The 13,952-nt window shown below is 73.3% G+C and carries 11 protein-coding genes; 4 read left to right on the top strand and 7 right to left on the bottom strand.

What is annotated here, in order from left to right; translation table 11 throughout:
• Both QM626_RS00445 and QM626_RS00440 read right to left on the bottom strand, forming a co-directional pair.
• Positions 1-568: thiamine pyrophosphate-binding protein (locus QM626_RS00445; protein ID WP_415072772.1), on the bottom strand; the 568-nt coding region annotated here is incomplete at its 3' end.
• Positions 569-703: 135 nt separating this feature from the next.
• Positions 704-2,446 (bottom strand): Na+/H+ antiporter, encoded by a 1,743-nt coding sequence (locus QM626_RS00440; protein ID WP_415072770.1) that lies wholly within the window; start codon positions 2,444-2,446, stop codon positions 704-706.
• A 264-nt stretch (positions 2,447-2,710) separates the two neighbouring features.
• Here QM626_RS00440 and QM626_RS00435 point away from each other — a divergent pair, with 264 nt between their 5' ends.
• On the top strand, positions 2,711-4,183 hold the full coding sequence (locus QM626_RS00435) for an NAD-dependent succinate-semialdehyde dehydrogenase (protein ID WP_415072768.1): 1,473 nt from the start codon (positions 2,711-2,713) through the stop codon (positions 4,181-4,183).
• 14 nt (positions 4,184-4,197) lie between these two features.
• On the opposite strand, the gene QM626_RS00430 is transcribed toward QM626_RS00435, so the two are convergent.
• From QM626_RS00430 to QM626_RS00415, 4 genes are all read right to left on the bottom strand, one after another.
• The gene (locus tag QM626_RS00430) at positions 4,198-4,974 is read right to left on the bottom strand and encodes an ABC transporter ATP-binding protein (RefSeq protein ID WP_415072766.1); all 777 of its coding nucleotides are present in this window, start codon (positions 4,972-4,974) and stop codon (positions 4,198-4,200) included.
• Positions 4,971-6,020 carry a FecCD family ABC transporter permease gene (locus tag QM626_RS00425; protein WP_415072764.1) on the bottom strand — a complete coding sequence of 350 codons (1,050 nt, stop codon included), beginning with the start codon at positions 6,018-6,020 and terminating at the stop codon, positions 4,971-4,973. The genes QM626_RS00430 and QM626_RS00425 overlap by 4 nt, the downstream gene beginning before the upstream one ends.
• Positions 6,017-7,060: an iron chelate uptake ABC transporter family permease subunit gene (locus QM626_RS00420; protein ID WP_415072762.1), complete on the bottom strand. Its 1,044-nt coding sequence runs from the start codon at positions 7,058-7,060 to the stop codon at positions 6,017-6,019. Before QM626_RS00420 ends, QM626_RS00425 begins: the two co-directional genes overlap by 4 nt.
• A gap of 93 nt (positions 7,061-7,153) precedes the next feature.
• On the bottom strand, positions 7,154-7,897 hold the full coding sequence (locus tag QM626_RS00415; protein ID WP_415072760.1) for a helix-turn-helix domain-containing protein: 744 nt from the start codon (positions 7,895-7,897) through the stop codon (positions 7,154-7,156).
• A 117-nt stretch (positions 7,898-8,014) separates the two neighbouring features.
• On the opposite strand from QM626_RS00415, the gene QM626_RS00410 reads away from it, so the two are divergent.
• The 3 genes from QM626_RS00410 (at position 8,015) to QM626_RS00400 (ending at position 12,289) form a co-directional block, all read left to right on the top strand.
• Complete coding sequence (locus QM626_RS00410) at positions 8,015-9,016, top strand: ABC transporter substrate-binding protein (protein ID WP_415072758.1); 1,002 nt, start codon at positions 8,015-8,017, stop codon at positions 9,014-9,016.
• Positions 9,017-9,019: 3 nt separating this feature from the next.
• Positions 9,020-10,738, top strand: a complete 1,719-nt coding sequence (locus QM626_RS00405) for a siderophore-interacting protein (RefSeq protein ID WP_415072756.1) — start codon at positions 9,020-9,022, stop codon at positions 10,736-10,738.
• Positions 10,739-10,867: 129 nt separating this feature from the next.
• Complete coding sequence (locus QM626_RS00400) at positions 10,868-12,289, top strand: aldehyde dehydrogenase family protein (protein WP_415072754.1); 1,422 nt, start codon at positions 10,868-10,870, stop codon at positions 12,287-12,289.
• A gap of 13 nt (positions 12,290-12,302) precedes the next feature.
• Here the strand turns inward: QM626_RS00400 and QM626_RS00395 are convergent, their stop codons facing one another.
• On the bottom strand, positions 12,303-13,949 hold the full coding sequence (locus tag QM626_RS00395; protein WP_415072752.1) for an amidohydrolase: 1,647 nt from the start codon (positions 13,947-13,949) through the stop codon (positions 12,303-12,305).
• Between the last annotated feature and the right edge of the window lie 3 nt (positions 13,950-13,952).

The raw sequence follows: 13,952 nt of genomic DNA, 5'->3' as shown, positions 1-13,952 counted from the left end.
GGTCGTCGACGGCCGCCGCGGCGAACGGCGCCGGGGCCAGCGGGACCGGACGCCGTGGCGCCGCCGGTGCGGGCACCTCCCCGGCGTCGAGCCGCGCGACGTCATACGGGATCGCGAGGACCACCGGCGTGCGGTACTGCAGCGCGTGCTCGATCGCGATCACCGTCGTGGCCGCGGCATCCATCCGCCCTGTCGTGTACGTGCGGGTGCCCACGGCCGAGGCCAGCGCGATCTGGTCGACGTCCCACGGGCGCGGGCCGGACGTGGGCTCGGAGCCTGCGACGAGCACGAGCGGCACGCGTGCCTGCGCCGCCTCCGCCAGGGCGGTCAGCGTGTTCGTGAAGCCGGCGCCGTACGTCGCGGTCGCCGCGGCCAGGCCGCCGCCGGCGCGGTGATAGGCGTCGGCGGCGACGACGGCGCCCGCCTCGTGCCGCATCGCGGTGTAGGTGACGCCGGCGGTGCGCTGGAGCGCGTCCAGCAGGTACGCGTTGCCGTTGCCCATCACGCCGAACACGTGTGAGACGTGACGGGCGAGGGTGCGGGCGACGTGGGCGGAGACGGTGGGCATGGCGGAACGCCTTTCGAGACGGAACGGATGTCGAGGCCGTATGTGTCTCGCGCGCCCGCCGGGGCGGCTGCGTGCCCATTTTTCGAGCACCGGCGGGCGGGCACCCGCCGGACGTGTCGAGTATAGGACGACGTGTCAGTCGATCTCCTCGATCCCGCGCACGCGGATTTCCTCCAGGTCGAGGCCGGCCTGCACCCGCCGCACGACGAGGTCGTCGACCGTGCCCTCCCGCCGCAGCCGCAGCAGCACCTCGCGCTTGCGGTCCAGCAGGGCGAGCTTCAGACGCGTCGCCTCCTCGTGCCGGATCAGCGGCGAGCGCTGCGTGAGGTCGATGCCGTCGCTGATCGCGAGCATCTCCAGCGAGGTGCCGTCCGGCTGCACACCACCGCCCGCGGACGCCGCCGTCGCCGGGTCGACGCCGGCATCCGGACCCGAGAGCATGGTCTCCAGGGACGCGATCTCGTCGTCGATGGCGGCGTGCTCACGCGCCACGGCGCGCGCGTTGGCGAGCTCGAGCTGCAGGTAGCCCTCCGCGCGGGCCCGGTCGCGCACCTCGTCGCCCACGCCGTGCTCGGCCGCGAGGTCGTCGATCGCCGCCAGCGCGGCGCCGGTGATCGCGCGCTGCGCGAGCTCGTACTCGTCGACCTCGGCGTCGTCGACGGGCAGCTTCGCCCACCGCACCACCGCCGGCAGGAGCGGACCCTGCACCAGCAGGCTCAGCACGATGACCCCCGCCGTGACGAACACGATCGAGTCGCGCCCCGCCAGCGCCGCGCCCGCATCCGTGGTCAGCGGCACCGACAGCGCGATCGCGAGCGACACCGCGCCGCGGAAGCCGGCGACCGTGCTCACGATGCGGCCACGGTGCCGGCTGGCGGCGCTCGAGCCCGGCGGCGTCTGCGACGACAGCCGCACGAACGGCGCGAACAGCAGCTGGAACAGGTAGCGCACCACGAACAGCGCCGCCCACACCGCGACGGTCACCAGCAGCAGCCACCCCACCTGCGCCAGCGGGATGTCGTGCAGCACGTACTGCACCTCGAGCCCGATCAGCACGAACAGGGCGCCGTTGAGCACGAACGCGCCGAACGTCCAGATCGAGTCGGCCTGTCGTCGCGACTGGGCCGTCGTGATCCGCGGCGCGATCCAGGCGACGATGAGCCCGGCGATGACGACGGCGAGCACGCCGGACGCCGACACCAGCTCCGCCAGCAGGAACGCCGTGAACGGCACCAGCGCCATCGTGAGGTTCAGGGCGACGGTCGTCCGCATCCGGCGCATCACCAGATACGCGGCCGCCGCGGCGGCGATCCCCGCGACCGCCCCGCCCAGGTACGAGATCAGCACGGTGGCGGTGATCGACAGCGGGGTCACCTGCCCGCCGACGGCGAGCGACACGGCGATCGCGTACACGACCAGCGCGGTGCCGTCGTTGGTGAGGCTCTCCGCCTTCAGCTTCATGAACGTGCGCTGCGGCAGCAGGCGGCCGAGCGCCGCGACGGCCGTGGCGTCCGGGGGAGCGACCGCGGCGCCGAGGATCAGCGCCGCCTCCCACGGCACGCCCATCGCCGCGGCGATCCCGGCCACCGCGAACGCGGAGGCGACCACGAGCAGCGTGCTCATCGGCACGATGTACCAGAGCGAGCGGCGGATGCTGCGCACCGAGGTCGTCCAGCTCTCCCGGAACAGCATGATCGGCAGGAACAGCAGCAGCACCGTCTCCGGCGGCAGCTGCACCTCGCGCAGCGCCGGGACGAAGCCGAGCGCGAGCCCGATGATCAGCAGCACGAGCGGCGTCGCGACCCGCAGTCGCGGCGCGAGCAGCGTGCCGGTCAGCACCGCGACGCCGAGCAGGACGGTGAGCTCGAGACCTTCCATGGCATCCCCCTTCGCGCCCATTGTGCGCTCTGGGCACAGCGCGATGACAGGGCCCGGCATTCCCCGGATCCGACGCGGACGCCAGACGCGGCGCCGCTTGTCCACGGCGGCGGTCGGCGGCGGGGGCGATCGCCGTGCGGGAGCGCGACAGCAGCGGAGGCGGTCGGCAGAATAGACGCGATCCCGTCGGGATCGTATACGATCTGTTCGACAGTGACGCCGCGGCCGAGCACGGCCGGCGTCCGAGACGACGAGGGAGTCCGCATGAATGAGAACCGCGAGACCGCGCTGCTGGCCCAGGTGCCCGACGGCCTGCTGATCGCCGGCGCCTGGCGGCCGGCGGAGGGCGGTCGGACGCTGGACGTGGCGGACCCGGCGACCGGCCGCGTGGTCAGGACCATCGCGAGCGCGTCGGTGGCCGACGGCGAGGCGGCGATGGATGCGGCGGCGGACGCGTTCCCGGGATGGGCGGCGACGCCGGTGCGGGAGCGCGCGGAGCTGCTGCGTCGCGCGTTCGACCTGCTGCAGGAGCGGCGGGAGGACTTCGCGCTGCTGATGACCCTGGAGATGGGCAAGCCGCTGGCGGAGGCGCGGGGCGAGGTCGCGTACGGTGGCGAGTTCCTGCGCTGGTTCAGCGAGGAGGCCGCGCACGTGCAGGGCCGGTATGGGGCGAACCCGGAGGGCACCGGCCGGATGATCGTGACCCAGCATCCGGTGGGCCCGTGCTTCCTGATCACGCCGTGGAACTTCCCGCTGGCCATGGCGACCCGCAAGATCGCCCCGGCGCTGGCGGCCGGCTGCACGGTCGTGATCAAGCCGGCGGCGCTGACCCCGCTGACGACGCTGTTCTTCGCGAAGCTGCTGCAGGATGCGGGGGTTCCCGACGGCGTCGTGAACGTGGTGACCACCGCGACCAGCGGTCCGGTGTCGGAGGCGATCATCCGCGACCCGCGGCTGCGCAAGCTCTCGTTCACCGGGTCGACCCCGGTGGGGCAGCAGCTGCTGCAGCAGGCGGCGGGCGGGGTGCTGCGCACCTCGATGGAGCTGGGCGGCAACGCCCCGTTCGTGGTGTTCGAGGACGCCGACCTGGAACGGGCGGTGGAGGGGGCGGTCGCGGCGAAGTTCCGCAACATCGGCCAGGCCTGCACGGCCGCGAACCGGTTCATCGTGCACCGCTCGGTCGCGGACGAGTTCGCGACGCGGGTCACCGAGCGCGTGAACGGCTTCACCGTCGGGCGCGGCACCGAGGACGGGGTGGTGATCGGTCCGCTCATCGACGACCGCGCGGTCGCGAAGGCCGGGCAGCTGGTGGCGGATGCGGTCTCCCGCGGCGCGACGCTGCGCACCGGCGGGAACGCGATCGAGGGCGAGGGGACCTTCTACGCGCCCACCGTGATCAGCGACGTGCCCGCCGGCGCCGACATCCTGCGCGAGGAGATCTTCGGCCCGGTGCTGGCGATCGTCCCGTTCGACACCGAGGAGGAGGCGGTCCGTCTCGCGAACAGCACCGAGTACGGGCTGGTGTCGTACGTGTACACGGAGAACCTCGCCCGCGGGCAGCGGATGATCGAGCGGCTCGAGACCGGGATGATGGGCCTGAACGTCGGCGTGGTCTCCAACGCCGCCGCCCCCTTCGGCGGCTGGAAGCTCTCCGGCCTCGGCCGCGAAGGCGGCGCCGAGGGCATCCACGAGTACCTGCAGACCAAGTACACCCTCACGCCGGACCCCTTCGCCTGAGCCGCGCGGTCGCGTCAGCGCGTGCCGGGCAGCACCACGGGATCGCCGGTGTCCGGGTCGCGGATCACGCGTGCCCGCAGGCCGAAAAGCTGCAACAGGAGGGCCTCGTCGACGACGTCGGCGGGAGCGCCCTGCGCGATGATCGCGCCCTCGCGCATCGCCACCAGGTGGGAGCCGTAGCGAGCGGCCTGGTTGATGTCGTGCAGCACGGCGACGATCGTGCGACCCTCCTCACGCAGACGTGCGACCAGCTCGAGCACTTCCACCTGATGTCCGATGTCGAGGAAGGTCGTGGGCTCGTCCAGCAGCAGGATCGGCGTCTGCTGCGCGAGCACCATCGCGATCCAGACCCGCTGGCGTTGCCCGCCGGAGAGCTCGTCGACGTGGCGATCCGCGAGGTCGACGACCCCGGTCGCGACCATCGCCTCGTCGACCGCGCACTGATCGGCCTGCGACCAGCTCGACAGCACGCTCTGATGCGGATAGCGGCCGCGGCCGACCAGGTCGGCCACGGTGATGCCGTCGGGCGCGAGCGGGCTCTGCGGCAGAAGCCCGAGGCTGCGGGCCACATGCTTCGTGGGCAGACGCCGGATGTCGCGGCCGTCCAGCAGCACGGACCCGGATGCCGGCGGCAACAGGCGGGCGATCGCCCGCAGCAGCGTCGACTTGCCGCAGGCGTTGGGACCCACCACGACCGTGAAGCCCCCGTCCGGGATCTCGACGCTCAGCCCGGTCAGCACTCCGCGCTCGCCGTAGCCGGCCGCGAGGTCGCGGGTCGCGAGCCGGCTCATCGTCCTGCCCCGCGTGCGAAGCGGCGGCTCTCCCGCGCCAGCAGGATCACCAGATACAGGCCGCCGACGCAGACGGTGACCGCTCCGGTCGGCAGCGCGATGCCGGGGATCGCGTGCTGCGCGACCATGTCGGCGGCCAGCAGGATCACACCCCCCACCAGCGCTGCCCCGGCCAGGTCGGTCGAGGAGCCGTGTCCGGTCAGCCGTCTGGCGATCTGGGGTGCGGCCAGCGCTACGAACGAGATCGGTCCGGCCGCGGCGGTCGCCACGGCGACCGCCGTCACGGCGAACAGGACGAGCAGGGCCTTCGTGCGCTCGACGGGGATACCGAGCATCGCCGCCGTGTCGTCGCCCAGCTCGAGTCGCCGCATCCGTCGCTGCGCCGCCGGCGCGCACAGCGCCAGCACCGCGAGCGCCGGCGTCGCAGTCGCCAGCGTCTGCCAGTCCACGAGGCTGAGGCTCCCGGCGCCCCATACCGCCGCTGCCAGCGCCAGGTCGACATCCGCCTTGACCGCGAACCACGAGTTCAGGGCCGAGAGGAAGGCCCCCACCCCGATGCCGATGACGATCAGACGGAACCCCTGCATGCCGCGGCGCAGCGCGAGCAGGTACACGACGAGGGCGGTCAGGACGCCGCCGGCCAGCGCCCCGCCGGCCCGTGCTGTGTAGCCGTTCGCACCGAGCAGCAGCACCGCCACCACACCGGTGTAGGACCCTGCACTGAACCCGATGACGTCCGGGCTTCCCAGCGGGTTGCGCGTGAGCGACTGGAACACGGCGCCGCTCACCGCCAGCGCCGCACCGAACAGCAGAGCGGCGAACACCCGCGGCGCGCGCCATTCCACGACGACCCTCGTCACGGCCGAGTCCGCGCGGCCCGCGAAGGCGGCGGCGATGTCGCCCGGTCCCACGGCATAGGTCCCGAGCGTCATGGCCCACAGGGCCAGCCCCGCGCAGAGCACGAGCAGCGCGGCCGACACCGACAGCACCCGGACCGAGGTGCGCACGCTGAACGGCCCGACGCGCAGGACGAGCGGCGTGCTCACAGCGCACGCGCCCGTCGTCCGCGCACCAGCATCACGAGCACCGGCGCCCCGATCAACGGCATCACGACGCCCACCTGCAGCTCCGCCGGGATCACGATGAGGCGACCCACGATGTCGGCGGCCAGCAGCAGTGCGGGGGAGAGCACGGCCGAGTACGCGAGGATCCACGGCCAGTCCGGGCCGGTGAGCCACCGCACGGCGTGGGGCATCATGAGTCCCACGAAGACGAGCGGCCCCGCCGCCGCCGTCGCGGCGCCGCACAGCAGCGTGACCGCGATCATGACGCCGGCGCGGGTGAGCCCGAGACGGATGCCGACCGCCCGTGCCGTGTCATCGCCCAGGGCGATCGCGTTGAGCGGCCGGGCGCACAGCGCTGCCACGACCAGTCCCATCGCGATCGCCGGGGCGATGGCGGCGACCGTACCCTCGGGGCGATCGGCGATCGTGCCCGCGCCCCAGAACCGCATGCGGTCGAAGGTCTGCGGGTCGATCAGCGCGAGCGTCCGCGACAGCCCGGTCAGAACCGCGCCGAGTGCGACGCCGACGAGGGTCAGACGCAGCGGCGAGTTCGTGCCGCGCGCGCCGCCCGCGGTCGCGTAGACGAGCACGGCGGCCGCGACGGCGCCCGCGAAGGCGAGCGGCAGGTACTGGTCGATGCGCGTGGCCCCGAGCAGCGTGACGCCGAGCGCGATGGCGAAGCCGGCGCCCGCGTTGACGCCGAGGATGCCGGGCTCGGCCAGCGGGTTGCGGGTCAGGGCCTGCATCAGGCCACCCGCGACGCCGAGGGCCGTGCCGACGAGAAGTCCCAGCATCGTGCGGTTCACGCGGGCGACGGTCACCGTCATATGCGTCGCCGAGCCGTCGGGGTCGGTGAAGGCTCGCAGCACGACGTCCAGCGGCAGCAGCGCCGAGCCGATCGCGACGCTGGCCAGCAGCGCCACGGTGAGCGCGACGAGCGAGACGACGAGGCCCGCGACCAGCCGCGCGGAGCGCGGGCGCAGCGGCGCACGGCGCGCCTCGGCGACCGTCGTCGACGTCATGCCGGTCCTCTCCTCGCTCCCGCACGGACGTGCTCCGCCCGTTGACGCAGACACGCTAACAGCGCTTCGCCCGGCCGGAAGCCGCCGGCCGGCTCATGCCGCGGCCAGCGCACCCCGGGGATCCAGCGCGATCGCCGCCGTCGGCAGGCCCGTCTCGCGGCTCAGCGCACGCAGCAGCCCGGCGCGGGTCGTGAACCCGGACAGGCGCGCGGCGGCGGTCACGTCACCGCCGCCGAGCAGGTGGGACGCGGCGGCGTTGAGGCGCGCGCGGCTGCGCCATCGGGCGAAGGAGTAACCGGTCTCGGCCGCGAAGATCCGCTGCACCTGCCGGGTGCTCAGGTGGTGGCGGCGGGCGAGGGCATCCAGCGGCAGCGGCGAGCGGACCGCCTCGCGCGCGAGCTGGCGCGCGGTGGGATGCAACGGCAGCACCACGGGGAAGCACTGCCGCGACAGGTTCCGCAGCACGGTGCCGAGCGCGTCCCGGAACGGCTGCACCTGCTCCGCGGTCACCGGCGCCGCGACGAGCACCGTCGTCATGATCTCGACGATCGCCGGCACGACGCCGAGGGCCCGTACCGGGGTGGCCGGTTCGACGCCCTCGGCGAGCATCGGCCCGAGCACGGTGCCGCCGGTGCCGACCCGCACCGCGTGCGGCACTCGGGGACGCAGCCAGATCGACTCGCCCGGGCGCAGCCGGTGCTCCTGACCGTCCGCGCTCATCACGACCTCGCCGGAGACGGCGTAGACCAGGTGCGGGACCTCGTGCTCGTGGGTGTCGTGACCGAGGAAGCGGACCGAGTTCTCCTCGACGACGCAGCCGAGCGAGGTGAGCGTCATCCCGTCCCTCCGACCTGTCGCATCGGTCACGATCGATGTCGCATCCGTCACGGACGCGGCGGATGCTGAGAATAGCCTTACCTTACCTGCCGCTTGCCGTCCGGACCTGAGGAAGACATGACCCCCATCTCCCGCCTGCGCGGCCTCGCCGCGCTCCCCCTCGTCACGATCATCGCCCTGACCAGCTGCTCCGCGGGCGCCGATGCGTCGGCGTCCGCGTCGTCCACCCCGTTCACCCTCGCGGCGCACACGGTGACGACCGACCAGGGCGAGGTGGCTGTCCCGGCCGATCCGCAGACGATCGTCGTGCTGAACTACGCGCTCGCCGGCTACCTGTACGACATGGACGTGCCGGTCGCCGCGACCATCTCCGAGGACACCGCCGTCGCGGGCGCGTATTCCGACTTCTGGGCCGAGGATGCCGAGGCCGACGGCACGCAGTTCGTGTCCTGGAGCAACGACGGCTTCGACCTGGAGGCCATCCTCGCGCTGCAGCCCGATCTGATCATCGGCGGCGGGATCGGGTTCCCGCTGTACCTGGCCACGCAGGCCTACGCCGACCTCAGCGCCATCGCCCCGACCGTGCTGGTCAGCGGCACTCTCGACGACTGGCAGGAGCAGTACGACTTCCTCGCCAACGACGTGTTCGAGCGCGGTGAGGTGTACGACGAGGCGCTCGCCGCCTATGACGCCCGCGTGGCCGAGGTGAAGGAGAGCATCACCCCGCCGCCGACGCCGGCCGCGTTCCTCTCGCTGACGGCGGATCAGACGGCCTACGTGCTCATCGAGGACCGCGGGCTGCCACAGGTCTTCGCCTCGGTCGGCATCGAGCCCGCGGAGCTGTACGCGACGGGTCAGTACGAGCCGTACACCTCGGGCGGCGACTCCTTCGAGCTGTCGACCGAGCAGGTCGGGCAGGTGCTGACCCAGCCCACGCTGTTCGTGACCGGCTTCAACGGCGCGGACGTCGATGTCGCAACCCTCGAGCAGAACTCGGTGTGGGCCTCGCTCCCGGCCTTCCAGAGCGGCAACGCCTACGACCTGCCCTATTGGGTCTACCGCGGCGACTACGACGAGACCATGGCTCTGCTGGATCTCATCGAGGAGATGTTCGGCTGACCGATGGCGCACGAATACACCTCGCATCCGCTGGTCGTGCGCCGTGCCACGGTGCGCCGCGTCGAGGACGTCACCCCCCGGATGCGCCGGGTCGTGGTCGGCGTACTGCGGGATCCGGCGTCTGGTGAGCCGGAGTTCCGGGCACCCGGATTCGACGACCACGTCAAGCTGATCCTCGCCGCGGACGGCGACATCGCCGCCGCGCTGCCCCGGCAGGTCCCCGGCGGCATCGAATGGACGCCCGCCGAGAACCGGATCACCCGCGACTACACGCCGCGTCGCGTCGACCCCCGCACCGGCGAGATGGACCTCGACTTCGTGCTGCACGGCGACGGGCCCGCGGTGTCCTGGGCACGCAGCGCCCTCGAAGGAGACGAGTTGTTCTTCGTCGGGCCGAAGTCCTCGGTGCGGCTGCCCCCGGGGCTCGACTGGATGCTGCTGATCGCCGATGAGACCGGGCTGCCCGCCGTGGGGCGCTTCCTCGACGAGCGGCCGATCGAGGCCCCCGTGCATGTGCTGTGCATGATCGAGCACGAGTCGGCCCGGCAGCCGCTGGCGACCAGGGAGGGCGACACGCTGACCTGGCGCGTCGCCCGCGGCGGCGACGCGACCGCGCTCGAGGCCGCCGTGCGGCAGCTGCCGCTGCCGGCAGGGCACGGCTACGTCTGGGCGGTGGCGGAGAGTCGCGCGCTGCTGCCGGTGCGTCGCTATGTGCAGCGTGAGCTCGGCCTGCCCAAGGACCGCCTCGACATCACCGGCTACTGGCATCTCGCCGAGAACGACGAGACGGATGAGCCGGCGGCGACGCCGATAGCGGGTCCGGTCGCCTGGTTCGTCGTGCGCGCCGCGCTGCAGCTCGGCCTGATCGACGCGCTCGCGGCGGGGCCCCGTCCCCTCGCCGCGCTCGCCGAAGCCGCCGGCGCCGAGCCTCGAGCCGTCGCCGCCCTGCTTCCCGTGCTCGCCGTGCACGGCGTCGTCGTCGGCGAAGAGTCGGCGCTCTCGCTCGGTCCCGTCGGCGACGAGCTGCTCGACGGGCACGAGCGCGAGGAGTACCTGGGGGCGGAGGCGGAACTCACACTGTCGCTGGCCGGGCTCGCGACCTCGATGCGGGCGAGCACTCCGACGTGGCAAGCCGCGACCGGGGACACGCTCGCGTGGGCTGCGGCGTCCGATCCCGACGTGTACGGCATGCTCCTCGAGGAAGCCGCGGGACTGGGCTACGTGCTTCATCCGCTGCTGGCCGACGAGCTCGTGGTGGCGGCAGCCGCGCTCGTGGTCGCGGGGCCCGGCGTCCCGGCGCTGCTCGCAGGGCTCGAACAGGCTGGTCGCGATGGGCGACGCGTCTCGGTGCTGCCCGGTGCCGACCCCGTCGACCAGCTGCGCGCGGCGCTCGCCGACCCGTCCCGCATCCTCGTGTCGGAGACCCCGGCGGATCTGGCGGTGCTCGCGCTCGCGTTGAACCACCGCACCGATGCGGAGTCCGTCGCGCTGCTGCGCCGCGTCGCGGGGATGGCTCCGGCGGCGGTCGTCGTGGAGCGGGCGCGCGCCGACGGCCTCAGTCCGCGTGCCGCCGAGCGGCAGGTGACCGCCTATGCGATGACGGGTGCGCCGCTGCGGGACCCGGCGGCGGTGTCCGCGCTCGCGGCCGAGGCCGGCTGGCGTCATGCGCGGACGATCGAGCTCGGCTGGGGGATCGTGGCGACCGTGTTGCGACGGGCCTGAGCCGCGCGGCATCCGTTCGCCCGCGGACATGCACGCCGCGCTCGGCGACAAGCCCCGCCGCCCGGGCCCTGGCGAGAATGGGGAGGTCCCGGGCGGTGAGGGTCGCCGTCCGCGTTGAAGGAGACGCAGATGTCCGATTCCCTCCCGGCGGACGAGTCCGCGCTGATCGCTCGCGTGCAGGCGCCCGCGGGCGAAGGCCGCGCGATCCTGGACGCCGCCACCCGCGAGCACATCGCGCACGCGCCCGACCAGTCGGTCGCCGACCTCGACGACGCGATCGCACGCGCCAAGGCCGCGCAGCCCGGCTGGGACGCCCTCGGCCACGAGCGCCGCTCCGACCTGCTCCTGCGGGCCGCCGACGCCATCGACGCGAACGCGGAGACGCTCGCGCGGCTGCTCTCGCGCGAGCAGGGCAAGCCGCTGAACGGTCCCAATGCCCGGTTCGAGCTGGGCGGCTGCTCGGCCTGGCTGCGCGCGGCGGCGACGACGCCGCTGGAGCCGCAGGTCGTCGTCGACGACGGCGAGGCGTACGCCGAGCTGCACTACCGGGCGATCGGCGTGGTCGGGGCGATCGGACCGTGGAACTGGCCGCTCATGATCTCGATCTGGCAGATCGGCCCCGCGCTGCGGATGGGCAACACCGTCGTGGTCAAGCCCAGCGAGTACACGCCGCTGAGCGTGCTGGCGCTGCTCGCCGTGATGAACGAGGTGCTGCCGGCGGACGTGCTCATCGGCGTGTCCGGCGGTCGCGAGGTGGGGGCGCGGCTGGCCTCCCACCCCGACATCGGCAAGATCATGTTCACCGGCTCCACCGCCACCGGCCGGAAGATCATCGAGAGCTCGGCGGGAAACCTCGCCCGTCTGACCCTCGAGCTCGGGGGCAACGACGCGGGCATCGTGCTGCCCGGCGCCGACGCGTCGGCGATCGCGCCCGACCTGTTCTGGGGCGCGTTCATCAACACCGGGCAGACCTGCGCGGCCCTCAAGCGCCTGTACGTGCACGAGTCGGTCTACGAGGAGGTCGTCGCCGCCCTCGCGGAGGTGGCCGAGCGCATGCCCATGGGCGTCGGCCTCAGCGAGGAGAACGTGCTCGGCCCGCTGCAGAACCCCCAGCAGTTCGACATCGTCCACCGGCTGGTCGAGGACGCGAAGGCTCACGGCGGCCGCATCGTCACCGGCGGCAGCCCGGCGACCGAGCTCGGCGAGCTGTTCTACCCGGTGACGCTGGTCGCTGACGTCGCCGACGGCATGGCGGTCGTCGACGAGGAGCAGTTCGGGCCCGTGCTGCCCATCGTGAAGTACTCCGACGTGGAGGAGGCGATCGCCAGCGCCAACGGGCTCGAGGTGGGCCTGGGGGCGTCGGTGTGGGGCGACCGGGACGAGGCGCGCAAGGTCGCGGCCCGCATCCAGTCCGGCACCGTGTGGATCAACTCCCACGGCGGCATCGACCCCCGCATCCCGTTCGGCGGCGTGAAGGGCTCCGGCTACGGCCTCGAGTTCGGCGTCGAGGGGCTCAAGGCCGTCGCCGTGCCGCAGGTCATCAACGGGTGACCCCGGGGCCGGGTCACCCGGCGGCGAACACCCGCCGCCCGGCGAACCAGGTCTCGCGCACCCGGGCGTCGAGGATGCGCTCGGGTGCGCCGCCGACCGGGTCGCGGTCGAGCACGACGAAGTCAGCGGACTTGCCCGGCGCGAGGCTGCCGGTCTCGGCATCCAGCCCCATCGCCCGGGCGGCGTTGATCGTGAAGACCTCCAGCGCCTCCGCCGCGGTGATCGCCTGCTCCGGCCACAGCACGCCCGGGGCGCGCCCGAGCGGGTCGGCACGGGTGACGAGCCCCTGCATCCCCTCGAGCGGGTTCGGGGACTCGCTCACCGGCCAGTCCGAGCCGCCGGCCACGAGGCCCCCGGCGTCGATGATGGCGCGGTTGGGCTGCAGGTGCTCGGCGCGCTCCGACCCGAGCACCCCGGCCAGGGCCTCCGGGATCACCCCGGGGAACCAGATGAACGGCGAGATGTCGGCGGTCACCCGCAGCTCGGCCAGTCGCGGGATGTCCGCGGGGGCCAGGTACTGCCCGTGCGCGATCTGGAACGCCGTGTCGGCGAAGCCCTCGGCGCGCAGCCTCGCGACGACGTCCAGCAGCATGTGCGCCGACCCGTCGCCGGTGCAGTGCACCTTCGCGCCCAGGCCCCGCTCGGCCACGCGTCGCAGCCAGCCGTAGAGCTCGCCTTCGGTCATGGTCGTCTCGCCGTGGTAGTGCGCGCCGTGGGCGGCGTCCGGCAGGTAGGGCTGCAGGAACGAGGCGGTACGCGCCGGCGGCACCCCGTCGAGGAAGATCTTCACGAAGTCGGGACGGTGGTGCAGGGTGCGGAAATCCTCGCCCCGGTCGACGAGGGCAGCGCCCACCGGGTCGAAGCCGAAGATCTCGTCGTTGACCGTGAGGCTGGAGACGACCCACGCGTTCAGCTCGTCGTCGGCGTCCAGCGCGGCCAGCGCCCCCAGGATCTCGAGCGAGACGGCGGCGTCCTGGAACGCCGTCACCCCGAACCCGTTCAGCAGCTCCACCCCGCGTCGCGAGGCCGCGCGCTGCTGCGCCGACGTGAGGCCGCCCGCCGCCTCGTACGCCTGGGCGACGAGGATGCCGGCGGCCTCCAGGAGGACGCCGGTCGGCTCGCCATCGGCGGCGTCGAGCAGGGTCACGCCGTCGGCCGGGATGCTGCCGGCCGTGATGCCGGCCAGGCGCAGCGCCGTCGTGTTCGCCCAGCGATTGTGGTGGCTGTCGTCGGAGAGCATGACCGGCCGCCCGCCGGCCGCCTCGTCCAGGCGCGTCCGCGAGGCCGAGCTGTTCAGCTCGGCCATCAGGGTGCTCGCCCACGAGCCGCCGGTGATCCACGCGCCCTCGGGCAGGGTCGCGGCCCGCTCGCGCACGAGGCGGAGGATCTCGTCGAGCTCCGCCGCGGCGCTGAAGGACAGCTCGAACAGGTCGGTGACGCCGGCGACGGCGTGGTGGTTGTGCACGTCGACGAACCCGGGATACACCGCGGCGCCCGCCAGCTCGCGCACCTCGGTGCCGGGCCCGCGGTGGGCCAGCACCTCGGCTGCGGTGCCGACGGCGAGGATGCGGCCGTCCGCCACCGCGATCGCCTCGGCGAGCGGGCGCGTCCGGTCGGCGGTGCGCACGAGCGCGCCGGTGAGGATCAGCTCGGCCGGCATCCC

The sequence above is a fragment of the Microbacterium sp. genome (assembly GCF_047606385.1).
GTDB lineage: Bacteria > Actinomycetota > Actinomycetes > Actinomycetales > Microbacteriaceae > Microbacterium.
The sequence above is the reverse complement of the archived record's forward strand: the minus strand, read 5'-3'. Positions and strand labels throughout refer to the sequence as shown.

Bases quoted from the DNA above. Each gene is read 5' to 3' on its own strand.
- QM626_RS00420 (WP_415072762.1), bottom strand. From the start codon at position 7,060: ATGACGTCGACGACGGTCGCCGAGGCGCGCCGTGCGCCGCTGCGCCCG.
- QM626_RS00395 (WP_415072752.1), bottom strand. From the start codon at position 13,949: ATGCCGGCCGAGCTGATCCTCACCGGCGCGCTCGTGCGCACCGCCGAC.
- QM626_RS00415 (WP_415072760.1), bottom strand. From the start codon at position 7,897: ATGACGCTCACCTCGCTCGGCTGCGTCGTCGAGGAGAACTCGGTCCGC.
- QM626_RS00440 (WP_415072770.1), bottom strand. From the start codon at position 2,446: ATGGAAGGTCTCGAGCTCACCGTCCTGCTCGGCGTCGCGGTGCTGACC.
- QM626_RS00435 (WP_415072768.1), top strand. From the start codon at position 2,711: ATGAATGAGAACCGCGAGACCGCGCTGCTGGCCCAGGTGCCCGACGGC.
- QM626_RS00405 (WP_415072756.1), top strand. From the start codon at position 9,020: ATGGCGCACGAATACACCTCGCATCCGCTGGTCGTGCGCCGTGCCACG.
- QM626_RS00410 (WP_415072758.1), top strand. From the start codon at position 8,015: ATGACCCCCATCTCCCGCCTGCGCGGCCTCGCCGCGCTCCCCCTCGTC.
- QM626_RS00430 (WP_415072766.1), bottom strand. From the start codon at position 4,974: ATGAGCCGGCTCGCGACCCGCGACCTCGCGGCCGGCTACGGCGAGCGC.
- QM626_RS00400 (WP_415072754.1), top strand. From the start codon at position 10,868: ATGTCCGATTCCCTCCCGGCGGACGAGTCCGCGCTGATCGCTCGCGTG.